Origin of the sequence: Polycladidibacter hongkongensis, from assembly GCF_001561995.1 — a bacterium.
GTDB classification, from domain to species: Bacteria; Pseudomonadota; Alphaproteobacteria; order Rhizobiales; family Stappiaceae; genus Pseudovibrio; species Pseudovibrio hongkongensis.
Map to the genome: position 1 here is coordinate 157,386 of NZ_LLWC01000008.1, position 14,035 is coordinate 171,420.

The window sequence follows — 14,035 nt, forward strand, 5'->3', positions numbered from 1 at the left end:
CTGTTACGCGAGTTACAACAAGGAAATTGGGGGAATTTCGCTTATGTCAGCACTTTGGGTGTTTGGTTATGGTTCTTTGATGTGGCGCCCTGGCTTTGAATACGAACTAGCCATTCCGGCCAAGCTAGAAGGCTATCACCGCTCACTTTGTATCTACAGCTGGGTTCACAGGGGAACCGAGGCAAACCCCGGCCTCGTTTTCGGGCTGGACAAAGGCGGCGAATGCATAGGAATGGCTTTTAAAGTAGCCAGCGAAAACCGCCAGAAAACGATCGCCTATCTGCGGGAGCGCGAGCAACAAACCGCAGTCTATAAGGAAGTTACGGTGCCGCTCACGTTGGAAGCCAAACCAGCGCTGCAAGTCGAAGCCATGACCTACATTGCAGATACCAGCCACGAGCAATATGCTGGTCGCCTGCCTCTTGAGAAGCAGTTGGAGATCGTAAAAGGCGCAAGCGGGCTCTCTGGAAAGAACCCTGAATACGTGACCAGCACCTTCGCACATATCTGCGAGCTTGGAATAGATGACTTTGAGGTTCGCTGGCTGTGCGAGCGCCTACCAGAAAACTAGCGCACGACATCAAGCGGCGCGGCGCCTTTTCACCACTCACTTTTCCTACAAGCCGATTAACATCGGCTAAGCGGCTTGTAGCACCGCCCCTTCAGCTAAACTTGCCTTTAGATCTGAAATTGCTGCCTGCTTTGCCACTGGATCTTCTGCAAGCAAGTGCACAAAGAAGTCGAAATGCTCGGCTGCCTCTTGTCCTTGCAACCAGCGGCTAAAGCCCGGCTCGCGCAGCTGCCCCACCCACAATGCCTGCGGATCTTCACCGCGCTCACTGATAAGCACGACCGCTTCGTTAAAATCAGTCAGGGCATCCACGTCGATCCGCGTGAAAAGATAGCGTGCGCCAGAACGCCCACACCAATAGCGGAACTTGCCACCAATGCCCAGCTCTTCAGCCACACGGACCGCAGCTTCTCCGATGTGCTCGAATTCCAAAACAAAAGACGTCATAGCCGGCGCTCCTGCTTCGCGTTAACCATGTTTTCATACTAGAACACATAGAGAACCAAATGCAAGAACAAAACAAGATCAACTTTATCTAAATACTGATCAGTCTTTGTTGCGCTGCGCCAATCGCTCCCTACCTTCTTTGACGATGATATTGTCAGGGGTCTCTCTAGCCGCCTTTTCAAAGAGTTCTTGCGAAGAGCCTTCAATCGCCGCTTGCAGTCTTTTGTTAAACTCCTCTGCGCTGAGGCCCGGCTCGATAGGCTCCATTACCTGCGCGGTAATTGTCCCTGGAAAGCGGAAGAAGCGCCGACGCGGCCAATACACTCCAGAATTCAAACCTATGGGGACCACAGGGCAGTTCAAATTTAGGTACAAATGGGTGATGCCATATTTGTACTTTGGCTCCTCCGCAGCGGGGCGCCGGGTCCCTTCGGGAAAGATGATAATATGGCGTCCATCGGCGATGGCTTCTTTTGCCTTTAAAGTCATCTCCTGCATCGCAGCACCTTTTCGGCCGCGATTTACCGGAATCTGATCAAACTTACGCAGGTACCAGCCAAAAAACGGCACCTTTCGCAGTTCTGCCTTCAGAATGTAGGTTGGGTCATTGAGCCAAGGCATAAAGGCAAATGTTTCCCAAGCTGACTGGTGCTTGGAAGCAATGATACAGCCCTGCTGCGGTATGCGATCCCCATTTAGAACCTCGCTATTCACGCCGCCAATATACTTCAGTAAAAAGAAATTACCCTTCGTCCAAAGCGGTACGGCTTTGATACCAAGCTTACGCGGCAGGAAAAACACCGGGATCATCACCAGCATTAGCAAAAAGGTGTAGAGATAAAAGGAGATATTAAACAGTACAGAACGTATCAGCAGCATTGTGCTTCCCATCGATAGACAGCAGTAAGCCCGCCTCAATGCGGCACCACTACCCTAACGGGCCAATGGCTCCATCCAGAGACATGCGTAGGCGCGCCAGAACGTACTTTCCATATTCATTTAGCAAAACACCCGCGATTTCAGAGGAACGAAACCATTGGGATAATTCCAAACGATGGTGGTAAACAGGGCTTGGCACCAGCTCCATGTACGGCAATTTTCGTTTAAATTCAATCAAGGCTCGTGGCATATGATAGGCGCTGGTTACCACAATCAAGCTTTTGTAGTCGTGCTCTTTAGCCCAGCGCGCGGAAGACACCGCATTACCGACGGTATCAAGGGCATCACGGTCCAAATCCACGCAACAAGAAAACAACTCAGGACGATGTGCCGTGAGTTTTGCCAGCTGGCCAACCTCGGTTGCCGGATGAACACCGGAAATCAGAAGCCTCTTGCCCTGCCCCGCCACAAGCATTGTCAAGGCATGCTGAATTCTCTCCCGCCCTCCGGTCAACACAACAATTCCATCGGCATTAGAAGTGGTGTCACCATCACCTTTTGTCACCACACGCAGATACAGCGAGAAATCGATCAACAGCGCACTAAAAAAAACAGCAAAGGCTACGAAAAACACAATTGCAATACGTGCACGAATGCTGTGTCGTTGCTTCTTGTTCTTTGGAAACTCATTTGCCATGCACTTGCCCAAAAACCACCCAAGCCACCTCAGGCTAACCGTCTCTAAGCTTCCTTATCAGAAGCAGGAGTACAATGCATGCTATATGGCAATCTTGGTAAAAATCAGCATCGCCTAGTGCAAATACACCTAGTCGATTTCTGCAAGATGAGAATGAACAGCCAACCGACTGGTTAGAGCCGTCAACACAGCCACAAGAAAGACAATCGCCAAGACCCCAAAGTACCCAGGCGCGCCCACGGAAAACGGGCCAATCAACGCTTGTAGCTGACCACCACCAAAGCCAAACGCATCGCTGCCCCCCAAAAGACCAAAGACAAAGAAGCAAAGGCAAGCTACAGCACCGCCGATGACACCCCCTTTTAGCCCAAGCACGAGAAAGTGCCTTTGAAATTCACCAGCGATAAACCTGTCTTCAGCACCGACGAAGTGCAAAACCTCAACCACATCTTTGTTTCCGGACATGGCCGCCCTTGTGGCAAACACCACAGAAAGCACCATAGAAAACAGCACCAAAACAAGGATGACCAGTCCACCAACCACAACACCATTGGCCATGGCGGAAAGCTGCCGTGTCCACAAACGATGATCATCCACCGTCGCGGCTCGGATATCCTTCTCGACTTGCTCCTTCATTTCAGCAAGGTTGAACAGCGCTGGCTCATTTATTTCAACCAGTATTAAACGCGGTATCGGCAACTCTTCCAAACTCAGGCCCGCCCCAAGCCAAGGTTGCAGCAAATCGCCCGTTTCCTCATTTGAGAGCGCCCGCGCGCCGCCAACCCCGGAAAACTCTTGAACCAGCGCGAGAGTTTTCTCGATCTCCTGCATCATATTAATGCCATCAGCGGGACGAATCTGAACCGTTACCTCGCGAACGAGATCATTTGTCCAGTCATTCGCAGCATCATTCACAACAGAAACAGAACCAACAGTTAAGCAAGCCAAAAAACTCATGATGGCCACAACAAGCGTCAGCGCCCTGCCTGCAATCGCTTGCGAAGGAACAATCGGTGATGACTTTTTCTGTTTGTCCGGCCTTGGCTTCTTAGTGGGACTTTGGGGCTTACCACCGCGTTTTACTGGACGCCCTCTTACAGGCTTCTGCCCGGGCAATGGCCGTGGGAGGGCTCGCTTTTTAGCACCCAAATCAGGTTCTCGCCGCTTGTTCTGCTTAACCATAGACCGTCAACCGCCCCTCATTCAGCTCGAAGCGACGCGCCTCCACCTGCTCCAGCAAATGCACATCATGTGTTGCGATTAAAACAGAGGTCCCTAGCCGGTTAAGCTCCACAAACAAGCGGAGCAAACGACGCGCCAAGGGAGGATCCACGTTACCAGTCGGCTCATCCGCCAACAGCACTTCAGGGCGAGTTATCAACGCCCGCGCAATGGCCGCTCTTTGCTTTTCACCGCCAGAAAGCACCGGCGGCAACACATGCATCTTATCACCAAGACCTACCCATTTAAGCAGATCAATAACATCAGCGCGATAATCTACCTCGGATTTACCAGCCACACGATGCGGCAGGGCGACATTCTCGTAGGTCGTTAAGTGATCAAGCAACCGAAAATCTTGAAAAACAACGCCAATTCTACGCCGCATCGCTGGCAGCTGCGATTTTGAGACCGCGGCGGTATCCTTCCCAAACACCGAAATTAATCCCCGTGTTGGGCGCAGATTCATAAATAGCAGGCGCAACAAGCTGGTCTTACCGGCGCCCGAGGGCCCAGTGAGAAACTGAAAGGACTGCGGTTCGATCCGAAACGATACATCCCGCAAGACTTCCGGCCCCATGCCGTATCGCAAACCAACATTTTCGAACAGGATCACACCATGCCCCCAATAATCGCAGATGCCCCTAACTTTTCGTAGCACCTTATTTCACATGCTAGAAGCAAGTGGATTAAGGATTAATTAAGGCTAATTTCAATTTTATGCACTCTGGTCTTTCTATGCCGTAAGCACACGAGTTTCACAGTCAATGAAGTTTTCCACCCCAAGAAAATCATGGGGGCTGCATTTTTCCTTTCGATTTGGCTAGAATACGCCGACTGATGCTTTGTTCAAAGCATCCCCGTTTTCCACATAGCTGCGGGCAGAGTGATAGGCCTTAATGATCTGCGAATTTGGCATGGTGCGCACCACATGAAAATCACCTGCAGCAACTGCAAAACCACCTATGCAATCTCAGAGGAAAAGCTCGGCTCGCAAGGTCGCAAGCTTAAGTGCTCTAAGTGTGGAACTGTCTGGCATGAACCAGCACCACAAAGCCTGCGCGAGATAACAGCGCCGCAAGAACAAGAGCCCGCAAGCCTGAATCTGGAAGATGGACAAATTGTCTCATCAAAAAAAGAAGTTGAGAAACAACCGGCTAAACAGAATGAGCCGACGAAAAACAGCTTTGGAGAAGTCCTCCCAGCTTTTGAGGAGCCTCCACAGCCAGCAAATGAGCAGCAAACGCAGCAACCTGCAGAACAACCTAAAAAGCCGCGCCCGAGCCAAAAGAAAAATTCTCGGCTCGTCAAATACCCTGCGCGCGCTTTTGGCATGGCACTTTTTGCCCTCGCTGTTTTTATGAGTGTTGGGACCTACACCTACAGAAACACGCTGGTAAAACGCTACCCAGAGCTCGCCAGCCTTTACAGATTGGTTGGAATTTCTGTAAACACCCGTGGTCTGGTCTTTAATTCCATTAGAACTTTCCGGGAGTATGAAGAGGGAAGCACTCTTTTGGTGGTTGAAGGAACCATAGAGAATATTAGCGATGCCGCCGTGGAAGTTCCACCCATTCGCCTAAGCATGCGCGGACAGGACAACCGCGAGATAACAGCTTGGACAGCCCAGCCGTTACAAACCCGGCTGACATCTGGCCAGAAAACAAGATTCAGAACCCGCTTGGCCAAACCGTCCGAGATGGCCACAAGCATTCAATTGCGTTTTACGAAGCGCCTAGAGAAAAGAGCGAAAAACTGATGACCGGAACCCCGGAAATCCGCGTGCTTTATAACGAAGCAGAAATCTCCACCCGCGTTGATGCTGTTGCTGAGGCAATCGCTAAGGACAAACCAACCAACCTGCTGGTGGTCGCCATTCTCAAAGGCAGCTTCATGTTTGCCGCTGATTTGGCCCGCGCCCTCCACAAAGTCGGCGTAGCGCCGGAAATGGAATTTTTACACCTTTCCAGTTATGGAAGTGGCACGGTCTCTTCTGGCGAAGTCAAAGTACTGCGCGATATCGAAAGCGATGTAGAAGGCCGCGATGTGGTTCTTGTCGATGATATCCTCGAGTCCGGCCGCACGCTGCTTTTCGCCCGCAATATGATTGCCGCACGAGGTGCTAAGTCTGTCCGCGTGGCAGCGCTGCTCGACAAGCCGATGAACCGCGTTGCAGAAATCGATGCCGACTATATCGGCTTTGATTGTCCGGATAAATTTGTAGTGGGCTATGGCATGGATATGGGCCATGCGTGGCGCCAACTCCCCTTCATCGGCTACGTGCCGCAAGAAGGGGATGACACCTAGGGGATTTAAATGGCTCGAGTGCTACTCACAGAGGATGATGACGCCGTCCGCGCATTTGTAAAACGTGCGCTGGAGCTGGATGGTCATCAAGTTACCGCTGTAGAAGATGGCACAGAGGCCGCACAAACATTGGAGAGCGAACAGGGCGCCTTTGACCTGTTGCTCTCCGATATTATGATGCCGGAAATGGATGGCATCGAGCTTGCGCGCCATACAAGCAGCCACTTTCCTGGCCTGCCAATCCTGTTGATGACAGGATACGCAGATCTGCGCGAAGGCTGCGAAGAGTTGCGTGCCAGCATAATTGACGTGGTATCCAAGCCGTTTTCGCTACATGATATACGCAGTGCTGTCCGCTCTGCCTTAGAGCCTCGCATCTATGCAGCCTCAAACGGCTAGAGCAAAGCACGACCAGCGTTTTACATTGCGCAAAAGCAACGCGACATTTGCTTAAGGACGCCCTTCCAGCAATCTCTCCAAATACTCCAGCTCTAACCGTGGCCGCTCACGCTCAGACAAGCGGCGGCGCAGCTCCTGTAAAATGCGTCGGGCGGCCTGCACATCAATCTCGTCTGGAACACGCACTTCATCGCCAAACTCGGGGCCCAAGTTGCGCCGCACCCGCCCAAGAGGGTCACGGCTCAGCTGTGAATTGCGCGAAACACCCATTCCATTTCCTTGCTGGGCCATTTGCTCCATCAGCTGCTGCGCCCCTTGTTGAAGGCTTTGTAGCGCCCGCCCCTGCTGGTTCAGGGCCATGCCAGCACGCTCTTGGCCAAGAGCTTCCTCCGCGCCTTCCATATGTTCTTGAGCTCCCTGCAACTGCTCGTTTTCAGGCGCTCCCAGGCGGGCCATATTCTCCAACAGCTCTTGCAGGGTAGTCGCCAACTCATCCTGTTCCTGTTGCAATTCCGAGAGCTCGTTTGCCTCTTCATCAGTAGGAGCCCTCTGCTCATTGTCAGCGCTGGGAGGCTGTTGATTGTTTTTCAACCAGTCAGGCAAGGTAAAATCCCGCTCCCCCCCTTCATCATGGGGGAAGGTGCGTTCCATCAAGTTTTGCTGCTCTTGAATAACATCACTGAGCTCGTTCAACGCTCGCATCATTTCCTGCTGCTGTTGATTTGCCGCCGAAGCGCTTTGACTTGGCATATTATCCAGCATTTTTTGCATTTGCGCCAAAAGCTCCCGCGCAGCCTCGTGGTTGCCCATTTGTGCTAGAGCTTCCATCCGCTCCATCATGGCATCCAATTCTTCAGAGCTCATGCTGTTCATCGCATCAGCTGCCATCGGCGGGCTCGCCTGCCCCTGTTCGTGCAACTGCTGCGCCAATGCCTGCATATACTCATCCATCGCAGCGCGCAGTTCGTCCATAAGCTCGGCAATCTCCTCGTTGGACGCGCCATTTTCCAGTGCTTTTTGCAGGGCCTTTTGCGCAGCGCGAACCGCCTCTTGCGCATTGGCAACCGCCCCGCCATCCAGCAGCAATGCCAACTGCCACATACTATCCAGTTGCGCGCGCAATTCCTCGGGGCTTCGCGCCCGTGCAAGCTTTCGATAGGTGTAACGAAATGCCAGATAATGCCCTGCATTATCGAAGAAGCGTGCAGCACCGGTTAGCAGTGCATCCATCCCGTGCACCACCTCCACATGTCGTCTCGCATCCAGCGCCAAATAGCGACGCTGCTCAACAACGGCGCGAGCAATTGGGTTGGCAAATTGGCGGGTAGGCAAGCGCACGGTTGCAACCTTGGAAACACCTATCTGCCCCTGCTGATCTTGCGCAGAAAGCACCAGATCCACGGCCTCTCCTGCGAACGGATGCGCAGAAAGGTCTTGCAAGGTTTTCGCCTCGCCTACGCGTTTGTCGCTAGCAGGCAATGGCAAAGCAAAGCGCGGCGCCTCCACAAGGGCAACAGCTCCCTCGTTCTGCGGCCTGTGCAACTTGGTCATTGCGTGAGCAGAGACGACACCAAAATCATCTTTCACATGATAGCGCAGCTCCCAGCTCCCGGAGAGCTGAGCCTCAGGCTCTTCAAGCAAAGTAATCAGCGGAGCACGATCTTGTTCCACATCAAAAACCCAGATGTGCTTGTCGCGTCTCGCGTCAACACGCACTTCTATCGATTCATGCAGATCTAGTTTCCAGTTCTGCTCGAGATCTCCAGCAGTATTTTGCGTCTCATGCTCTCGCCAATCGTCTCCCGAAACACGGCTGTGCAACTCCGTTCGCCTATCCGCACGAACCTGCACAACAAGCTCGCTTCCCTCCGGCACCGTAATCTTACCGCGAACCCCTCGCAATTGTGCCGCATCCCCGCTGAGGTAAATCGGCGCCAACCCCGTATAGGCGGGCGGTGTAACCCAAGCATCCAGCCGCATCGGAGTAGCAGAACCTTGAGGCGTATTTGGCAGCCAAGAACCACCGGGGGCGGCCACCAAACCAACCGCCAGCAGCATCACTGCAAGCGTACGCAACGCGTAGGGATCACGGCGATGCAGATCAAGTTTTAATCCGCCAATTCTTAGTGACGCTAGTTTGCGGCGCACTCTTTCCTGATGCAATTGCCAGAGCTTCGCCGCAGTGGGGTCCAGAACGCGTGCATCAAGCTGGTCTTCCAGCGCCAACAATGGTCGATGTGAAAGCCCGGAGGCTGCCTCCATCCGCGCCATACCTGCGCCATAACTTGGAAACCGCAGCGACAACAGCGGCAACGCAGACCAGATACCGGCCAGCCCAACCAAAACAAGCAGGACTATAGATAGCCAGAAGGGCAGCAAAGCCCAAACGCCCAGCAGAGCGCTGCCAGCATAGGCGCAAATCAACACCAATAATGGAACAGACTCGCAGACAAATTCTTCAAGGAAAGAAATCAGCCGCGCCACGAAAATCTTGCGGGCAATAGCTCCGCGAAGCCCTTTGGTAAAATAGCGCGAAACCGGCACAGCCTTATCAACCAAGCCACCATCTGCCGAGCCTGCAGCGGAGTTTCCTCTCCCCCGCTGCACGCCCGTTATCTTCATTAGCTTGGAAAACCACCGCTGTACCAAAGAAACGCTCCACATTGCTTTAATGCAAAATCTAGAGCGAGAATCCTATGGCAACAACCTTGCAAATTCCTAAGCAGCTTGGCTAAAGCCTTAGTCGCCTTCCACCCAGTTCGGCACGGTGTCCATACCAATCAGTGCATCATAGTCTGGTCGCTGGCGGATAATGGCAAAATTCTCACCATCTACCAGCACCTCAGGTACCAGCAAGCGCGTGTTATAAGTGCCAGATTGCGTTGCGCCATATGCCCCGGCAGAATAGACAACCAACAAGTCGCCTTCATCCACTTTCGGCATCACCCGGTCCTTGGCAAGGTAGTCACCGGTCTCGCAAACCTGTCCCACCACATCGGCGGTAAAGCTCTCACCGCTCAGCTTGGCTTCTTCAACAACACCGATATCGTGATGCGCTTCGTAAAGCGTTGGGCGAATAAGATCGTTCATCGCCGCATCAACGATAACGAAATTCTTTGCCTCACCTTCTTTTACAAAGATCGTCTCGGTAACCAGAATGCCCGCATTACCGGCAATAATCCGGCCCGGCTCAAAAATAACCTTGCAGCCGAGCTTGCTCACGTGCTTGCGAACCACTTCGGCGTATGCCTCCGGCGATGGCGCTTCAATGCCACCCCCATAAGGAATACCAAGGCCGCCACCAACATCCACGTGGGAGATTTCGTGGCCGTCGCTTTGCAATTGCTCAACCAACTCACCAAGGCGGCAAAACGCGCTGTCAAAAGGCTCCAGCTCGGTGATCTGCGAACCAATATGCATATCAATGCCGGTGACTTTCAGCGCAGGCAACTCCGCCGCACGGGCATATACTTCGCGTGCCCGCTGCCACGGAATACCAAACTTGTTTTCCGCCTTGCCTGTCGAGATTTTGGCATGGGTCTTGGCATCAACATCCGGGTTGATGCGCAGCGATACCGGCGCCACTTTACCAAGCTCTTGCGCAACCTGCGAAAGACGCGCAAGCTCTGGCTCGGATTCCACATTGAAACAAAGAATACCAGCTTCCAACGCATAGCGCATCTCACTGCGCTTTTTACCAACGCCAGAAAACACTACTTTTTCAGCGGGAACACCCGCTTTAAGCGCCCGGCGTAATTCACCCTCGCTCACAACATCCATGCCAGCGCCAAGCCGTGCCAGCACGCGTAAGATCGCCTGATTTGAGTTTGCCTTCATGGCGTAGCAGATCAGGTGGTCAATCTGGCTAAATGCATCGTTGAGCACGGTGTAGTGGCGCTCGAACGTAGCGCGGGAATAGCAGTAAAACGGCGTTCCAACGGCTGCGGCAACTTCATTCAAAGCCACATCTTCAGCATGAAGCTGGCCATTTTGATAGGAAAAATGGTGCAAGATAAAAACCCTCTGGCAGCCTGCGTTTTTATAGGTGCAGGTCTGTTTGTTTTTGTGTCGCTTTGCGCGCTAGATAAGGAAATCAAGCGGGAAGGAAGATTTCGCGGGCTTGCTTTTACCTGCGATATCCTTGTTCACCTCTTCGCTGTCCGGCAACGCCTCTTGCAGCTGCTCATCCTCAGCTTCTGGCAAGGGTTGCTCCTGCAACTGCTCCGGCGCCGCAAGCGGTGATGGTTCATATTGCAATGCACCTTTTCGCCCGCAAGCGGCCAGCATCAGCACCACGCCGAGCACCAAAGCAGGTGTCAAAAACCGTTTTCCCGTTACAGCTTGGTAAACGCCCATATCTAACAAATATCCCGATGTTTGCGCAGCAAAGCAGCAAGCCAATAAGTGTCGTCAAAGTGGCACAGCCCACAGCCCTCTCGCAAGGCACCTGTGGGCTCAACCAGAAAAAAAGCGCAAGCTAAGCCTGCTCTTTTTCCAGCTGCCGCAACCAGCGGCGCGATTGCTTGCGTACATTCACCGGCGAAGTACCGCCATAACTCACGCGGCTGCGCACGGATTTATCGACAGACAGCACATTGTAGACATCAACAGTGATCTGCGGCTCCACACTCTGCATATCTGCAAGGGAAAGCCGGTGCAGCTCCACGTTCCTCTCAACTGCCAGCTTAACAAGAGAACCAGTCACGTGGTGGGCATCGCGGAACGGCATGCCCAACACACGCACGCACCAGTCAGCAAGATCAGTCGCGGTCGCATAACCACAACCAGCTGCTTTTTTCAGCACCTTGGTGTTCGGCTCCAGATCCCGCACCATGCCAGTCATCGCGGCCAACGCCAATGACAGGTTCGGCAAGGCATCAAAAGCCTGCTCTTTATCTTCCTGCATATCTTTGGAGTAAGTAAGCGGCAAACCCTTCATCATCACCAAAAGTGCATTAAGAGCGCCGTAAATACGCCCGGTCTTCGCACGAATCAGTTCCGCAGCATCCGGATTTTTCTTCTGCGGCATAATGGAGGAGCCAGTAGAAAACTTGTCCGAGAGCTTGACGAAATTGAACTGTGCCGAGCACCAGATAACAATTTCCTCAGCTAAACGAGAAAGGTGCATAGCGCAAATTGACGCATCCGATAGTGCTTCAAGCACAAAATCGCGGTCAGAAACACCATCCAGCGAGTTCGCCATTGGCCGATCAAACCCCAATGCCTTGGCCGTCATCTCGCGATCAATCGGGAAGGAGGTGCCAGCAAGAGCCGCACTGCCCAGTGGGCATTCATTCATCCGCGCACGCGCATCTTTCAGTCGCGAGCGATCGCGCGCGAACATCTCCACATAGGCCAGCATATGGTGGCCAAATGTTACCGGCTGGGCTGATTGCAAATGCGTAAAGCCGGGCATCACATCCGCCGCATGGGTCTCCGCTTTGGCGCTAAGCACCTGCATCAACTCGCCAAGCTGCACGATAAGATTGTCAACGCTCTCGCGCACCCAAAGGCGGAAGTCTGTCGCCACTTGGTCATTGCGCGAGCGTGCTGTATGCAAACGCCCCGCCGCCGGGCCAATCAACTCCGCCAGCCGCGCCTCGATATTCATATGAATATCTTCAAGCGCTCGCGAGAATTTGAACTCGCCTGCCTCGATCTCGGCCAGAATTTTGTCTAGACCACCCTCGATGGTTTCGGCATCCTGCGCACTGACGATGCCATTGGCAGCAAGCATGCGCACATGGGCTTTTGAACCAGTGATATCCTGCTTATAAAGCTTCTGGTCAAAATCGATGGAAGCGTTAATCTCTTCCATGATGGCATCAGGGCCTTCTGCAAACCGGCCGCCCCACATGCGGTTGCTCATTACGCGCCTCACTTATGAGTTAGGGAAATATTATGCTGAATACTTCAAGTAGCGGAAACTCAAAGCGCAGGAAAGGCTTTATTGCCGGATTTGGCGTTATCGGCGCTTTAGCTGCTTCAGTTTTTCTGCTGAATTGGCAAGGTTCTCTCAACTCAGCACCGTCCTGTACAGCGTCCCATAATGCAGCTGAAGCGATAAAACCGCTCGCCACTGGAGAGGTGGCCGCCCTCTTACCTGCTCAGCAAAACCTCAATATGGCAGATCTGAGCTTTAAAACCGCAGAAGGAAAGTCAGCCACCCCAGAGGCGCTAATGGGTAAAACTACCCTGCTCAACCTCTGGGCCACGTGGTGCGCGCCGTGCCGCAAAGAAATGCCGGATCTGGACAAACTCCAACACAAGCTTGGCGGCGACGCCTTCCATGTCCTCGCGGTTAATGTGGATCGCGGTGACCCTCAAGAAAAACCCGCAGCCTTCCTAAAAGAAATCGACGTCAAGCATCTCGCGCTTTACAATGATAACACCATGCAGGTTTTCCGTGATCTTCGCGCCAAGGCGAGAGCCCGCGGTTTGCCCGCCACTGTCCTAATCGGCAAGGATGGTTGCGAAATTGGCACCATGTATGGTCCGGCCAATTGGGCAGCCCCCGAAGCGCTTGCCCTCATAAAAGCTGCGATAAAAGCGCAGGAATAGCTCTAGTTTTCGCTTTTTTCCTGCCTAAGCCGCATCAACCCTTCCTGACTAGTGGAGGCCACCAGCTGGCCTTCACGGGTGAATAGGCTGCCTCGGGTAAAGGCGCGTCCGCCGCCGCTCGCCGGTGCATCTTGTGCGTAGAGCAGCCACTCATCTGCTTTAAACGGCTGGTGGAACCACATTGCATGATCAAGGCTGGCAACCTGTACTTTGGGGTTAAACACCGACATGCCATGCACATGCAGTGCTGTGTCCAGCAGGGTCATATCCGAGGCATAAGCCAACACACATTCATGAATGCGCGCTTCCTCCGGCAAAGGCGCTGTTGCCCGTACCCATACATACTGCGTTGGTGGCTTTTTGTCCGTTGTGAAGTATCGCTGCAGTTCAACAGGGCGCAGTTCAATGGGGCGCCGCCGCTCAAAATACTTACGCACAGGTTCTGGCGCGTGGGCGAGGTAGCGTTCCTTCAGCTCCTCCTCACCCGGCAGATCTTCAGGCATGGGCACATCTGGCATGCTTGCCTGATGGCTTAATCCACCTTCCTGCACTTGGAACGAAGCCGACATGGAGAAAATCGCCTGTCCATGCTGAATAGCGACCACGCGACGCGTTGTAAAACTGCCACCATCGCGAATGCGATCTACTTCATAGATAATCGGTGTAGATGGATCGCCTCCTCGCAGAAAGTAACCATGCAGGGAATGCACGCTGCGCTCTTCCGGCACTGTACGATATGCAGCAACCAGCGCCTGCCCAATTACCTGCCCGCCAAACACCCGCTGCCAACCCGCCTTGGGGCTGTTGCCGCGAAACAGGTTGTGCTCTAGGTTTTCCAAACCAAGTGTTTGTAAAAGGCTGTCCACAGCGCTTGTCATGGGCGACAATTCCATAGCTTGAGTGTTATACGTAGCGGGCACGAGTTAAGGCGCGCCATAACATCAAGTCAACGGGCC

General features: G+C 53.2%; 15 protein-coding genes. 5 read left to right on the forward strand and 10 right to left on the reverse strand.

Annotated elements, in window-relative coordinates; translation table 11 throughout:
- Positions 1-43 precede the first annotated feature (43 nt).
- Positions 44-571, forward strand: coding sequence for a gamma-glutamylcyclotransferase (locus tag AYK82_RS01950; protein WP_068310751.1), 528 nt, complete (start codon positions 44-46; stop codon positions 569-571).
- 66 nt (positions 572-637) lie between these two features.
- On the opposite strand, the gene AYK82_RS01955 is transcribed toward AYK82_RS01950, so the two are convergent.
- The 5 genes from AYK82_RS01955 to ftsE form a co-directional block, all read right to left on the reverse strand.
- A complete protein-coding gene (locus AYK82_RS01955) occupies positions 638-1,018 on the reverse strand; it encodes a hypothetical protein (RefSeq protein WP_068310753.1) in 381 nt (126 codons plus the stop codon).
- A gap of 99 nt (positions 1,019-1,117) precedes the next feature.
- Positions 1,118-1,897, reverse strand: a complete 780-nt coding sequence (locus tag AYK82_RS01960; RefSeq protein ID WP_068310755.1) for a lysophospholipid acyltransferase family protein — start codon at positions 1,895-1,897, stop codon at positions 1,118-1,120.
- A gap of 49 nt (positions 1,898-1,946) precedes the next feature.
- Positions 1,947-2,594, reverse strand: coding sequence for a YdcF family protein (locus AYK82_RS01965; protein ID WP_068310757.1), 648 nt, complete (start codon positions 2,592-2,594; stop codon positions 1,947-1,949).
- A gap of 129 nt (positions 2,595-2,723) precedes the next feature.
- Complete coding sequence (locus tag AYK82_RS01970) at positions 2,724-3,551, reverse strand: cell division protein FtsX (protein WP_082733707.1); 828 nt, start codon at positions 3,549-3,551, stop codon at positions 2,724-2,726.
- Positions 3,552-3,768: 217 nt separating this feature from the next.
- Positions 3,769-4,428 carry a cell division ATP-binding protein FtsE gene (ftsE, locus tag AYK82_RS01975; RefSeq protein WP_068310761.1) on the reverse strand — a complete coding sequence of 220 codons (660 nt, stop codon included), beginning with the start codon at positions 4,426-4,428 and terminating at the stop codon, positions 3,769-3,771.
- A gap of 315 nt (positions 4,429-4,743) precedes the next feature.
- Here ftsE and AYK82_RS01980 point away from each other — a divergent pair, with 315 nt between their 5' ends.
- The 3 genes from AYK82_RS01980 to AYK82_RS01990 are packed head-to-tail and all read left to right on the forward strand — an operon-like array spanning position 4,744 to position 6,518.
- Complete coding sequence (locus AYK82_RS01980) at positions 4,744-5,571, forward strand: zinc-ribbon domain-containing protein (protein WP_068310762.1); 828 nt, start codon at positions 4,744-4,746, stop codon at positions 5,569-5,571.
- Positions 5,571-6,119: a hypoxanthine phosphoribosyltransferase gene (gene hpt / locus AYK82_RS01985; protein ID WP_068310764.1), complete on the forward strand. Its 549-nt coding sequence runs from the start codon at positions 5,571-5,573 to the stop codon at positions 6,117-6,119. Before AYK82_RS01980 ends, hpt begins: the two co-directional genes overlap by 1 nt.
- 9 nt (positions 6,120-6,128) lie before the next feature.
- A complete protein-coding gene (locus AYK82_RS01990) occupies positions 6,129-6,518 on the forward strand; it encodes a response regulator (RefSeq protein ID WP_068310766.1) in 390 nt (129 codons plus the stop codon).
- 51 nt (positions 6,519-6,569) lie between these two features.
- Here the strand turns inward: AYK82_RS01990 and AYK82_RS01995 are convergent, their stop codons facing one another.
- The 4 genes from AYK82_RS01995 to argH form a co-directional block, all read right to left on the reverse strand.
- On the reverse strand, positions 6,570-9,140 hold the full coding sequence (locus AYK82_RS01995) for a TIGR02302 family protein (protein ID WP_068310768.1): 2,571 nt from the start codon (positions 9,138-9,140) through the stop codon (positions 6,570-6,572).
- 117 nt (positions 9,141-9,257) lie between these two features.
- Positions 9,258-10,529: a diaminopimelate decarboxylase gene (gene lysA, locus AYK82_RS02000; protein WP_068310770.1), complete on the reverse strand. Its 1,272-nt coding sequence runs from the start codon at positions 10,527-10,529 to the stop codon at positions 9,258-9,260.
- Positions 10,530-10,598: 69 nt separating this feature from the next.
- Positions 10,599-10,874 (reverse strand): LPS translocon maturation chaperone LptM, encoded by a 276-nt coding sequence (gene lptM / locus AYK82_RS02005; protein ID WP_068310772.1) that lies wholly within the window; start codon positions 10,872-10,874, stop codon positions 10,599-10,601.
- 121 nt (positions 10,875-10,995) lie between these two features.
- Positions 10,996-12,387: an argininosuccinate lyase gene (gene argH, locus AYK82_RS02010; RefSeq protein ID WP_068310774.1), complete on the reverse strand. Its 1,392-nt coding sequence runs from the start codon at positions 12,385-12,387 to the stop codon at positions 10,996-10,998.
- A 32-nt stretch (positions 12,388-12,419) separates the two neighbouring features.
- Between argH and tlpA the strand changes: the two genes are divergently transcribed.
- Complete coding sequence (gene tlpA, locus AYK82_RS02015; RefSeq protein WP_068310776.1) at positions 12,420-13,079, forward strand: thiol:disulfide interchange protein TlpA; 660 nt, start codon at positions 12,420-12,422, stop codon at positions 13,077-13,079.
- Positions 13,080-13,081: 2 nt separating this feature from the next.
- On the opposite strand, the gene tesB is transcribed toward tlpA, so the two are convergent.
- Positions 13,082-13,957, reverse strand: coding sequence for an acyl-CoA thioesterase II (gene tesB / locus AYK82_RS02020; protein ID WP_068310778.1), 876 nt, complete (start codon positions 13,955-13,957; stop codon positions 13,082-13,084).
- Between the last annotated feature and the right edge of the window lie 78 nt (positions 13,958-14,035).

Coding starts and splice junctions, on each gene's coding strand:
- AYK82_RS01950 (WP_068310751.1), top strand. CDS start 44: ATGTCAGCACTTTGGGTGTTTGGTTATGGTTCTTTGATGTGGCGCCCT.
- AYK82_RS01955 (WP_068310753.1), bottom strand. CDS start 1,018: ATGACGTCTTTTGTTTTGGAATTCGAGCACATCGGAGAAGCTGCGGTC.
- AYK82_RS01960 (WP_068310755.1), bottom strand. CDS start 1,897: ATGCTGCTGATACGTTCTGTACTGTTTAATATCTCCTTTTATCTCTAC.
- AYK82_RS01965 (WP_068310757.1), bottom strand. CDS start 2,594: ATGGCAAATGAGTTTCCAAAGAACAAGAAGCAACGACACAGCATTCGT.
- AYK82_RS01970 (WP_082733707.1), bottom strand. CDS start 3,551: ATGAGTTTTTTGGCTTGCTTAACTGTTGGTTCTGTTTCTGTTGTGAAT.
- AYK82_RS01980 (WP_068310762.1), top strand. CDS start 4,744: ATGAAAATCACCTGCAGCAACTGCAAAACCACCTATGCAATCTCAGAG.
- hpt (WP_068310764.1), top strand. CDS start 5,571: ATGACCGGAACCCCGGAAATCCGCGTGCTTTATAACGAAGCAGAAATC.
- AYK82_RS01990 (WP_068310766.1), top strand. CDS start 6,129: ATGGCTCGAGTGCTACTCACAGAGGATGATGACGCCGTCCGCGCATTT.
- AYK82_RS01995 (WP_068310768.1), bottom strand. CDS start 9,140: ATGAAGATAACGGGCGTGCAGCGGGGGAGAGGAAACTCCGCTGCAGGC.
- lptM (WP_068310772.1), bottom strand. CDS start 10,874: ATGGGCGTTTACCAAGCTGTAACGGGAAAACGGTTTTTGACACCTGCT.
- argH (WP_068310774.1), bottom strand. CDS start 12,387: ATGAGCAACCGCATGTGGGGCGGCCGGTTTGCAGAAGGCCCTGATGCC.
- tlpA (WP_068310776.1), top strand. CDS start 12,420: ATGCTGAATACTTCAAGTAGCGGAAACTCAAAGCGCAGGAAAGGCTTT.
- tesB (WP_068310778.1), bottom strand. CDS start 13,957: ATGACAAGCGCTGTGGACAGCCTTTTACAAACACTTGGTTTGGAAAAC.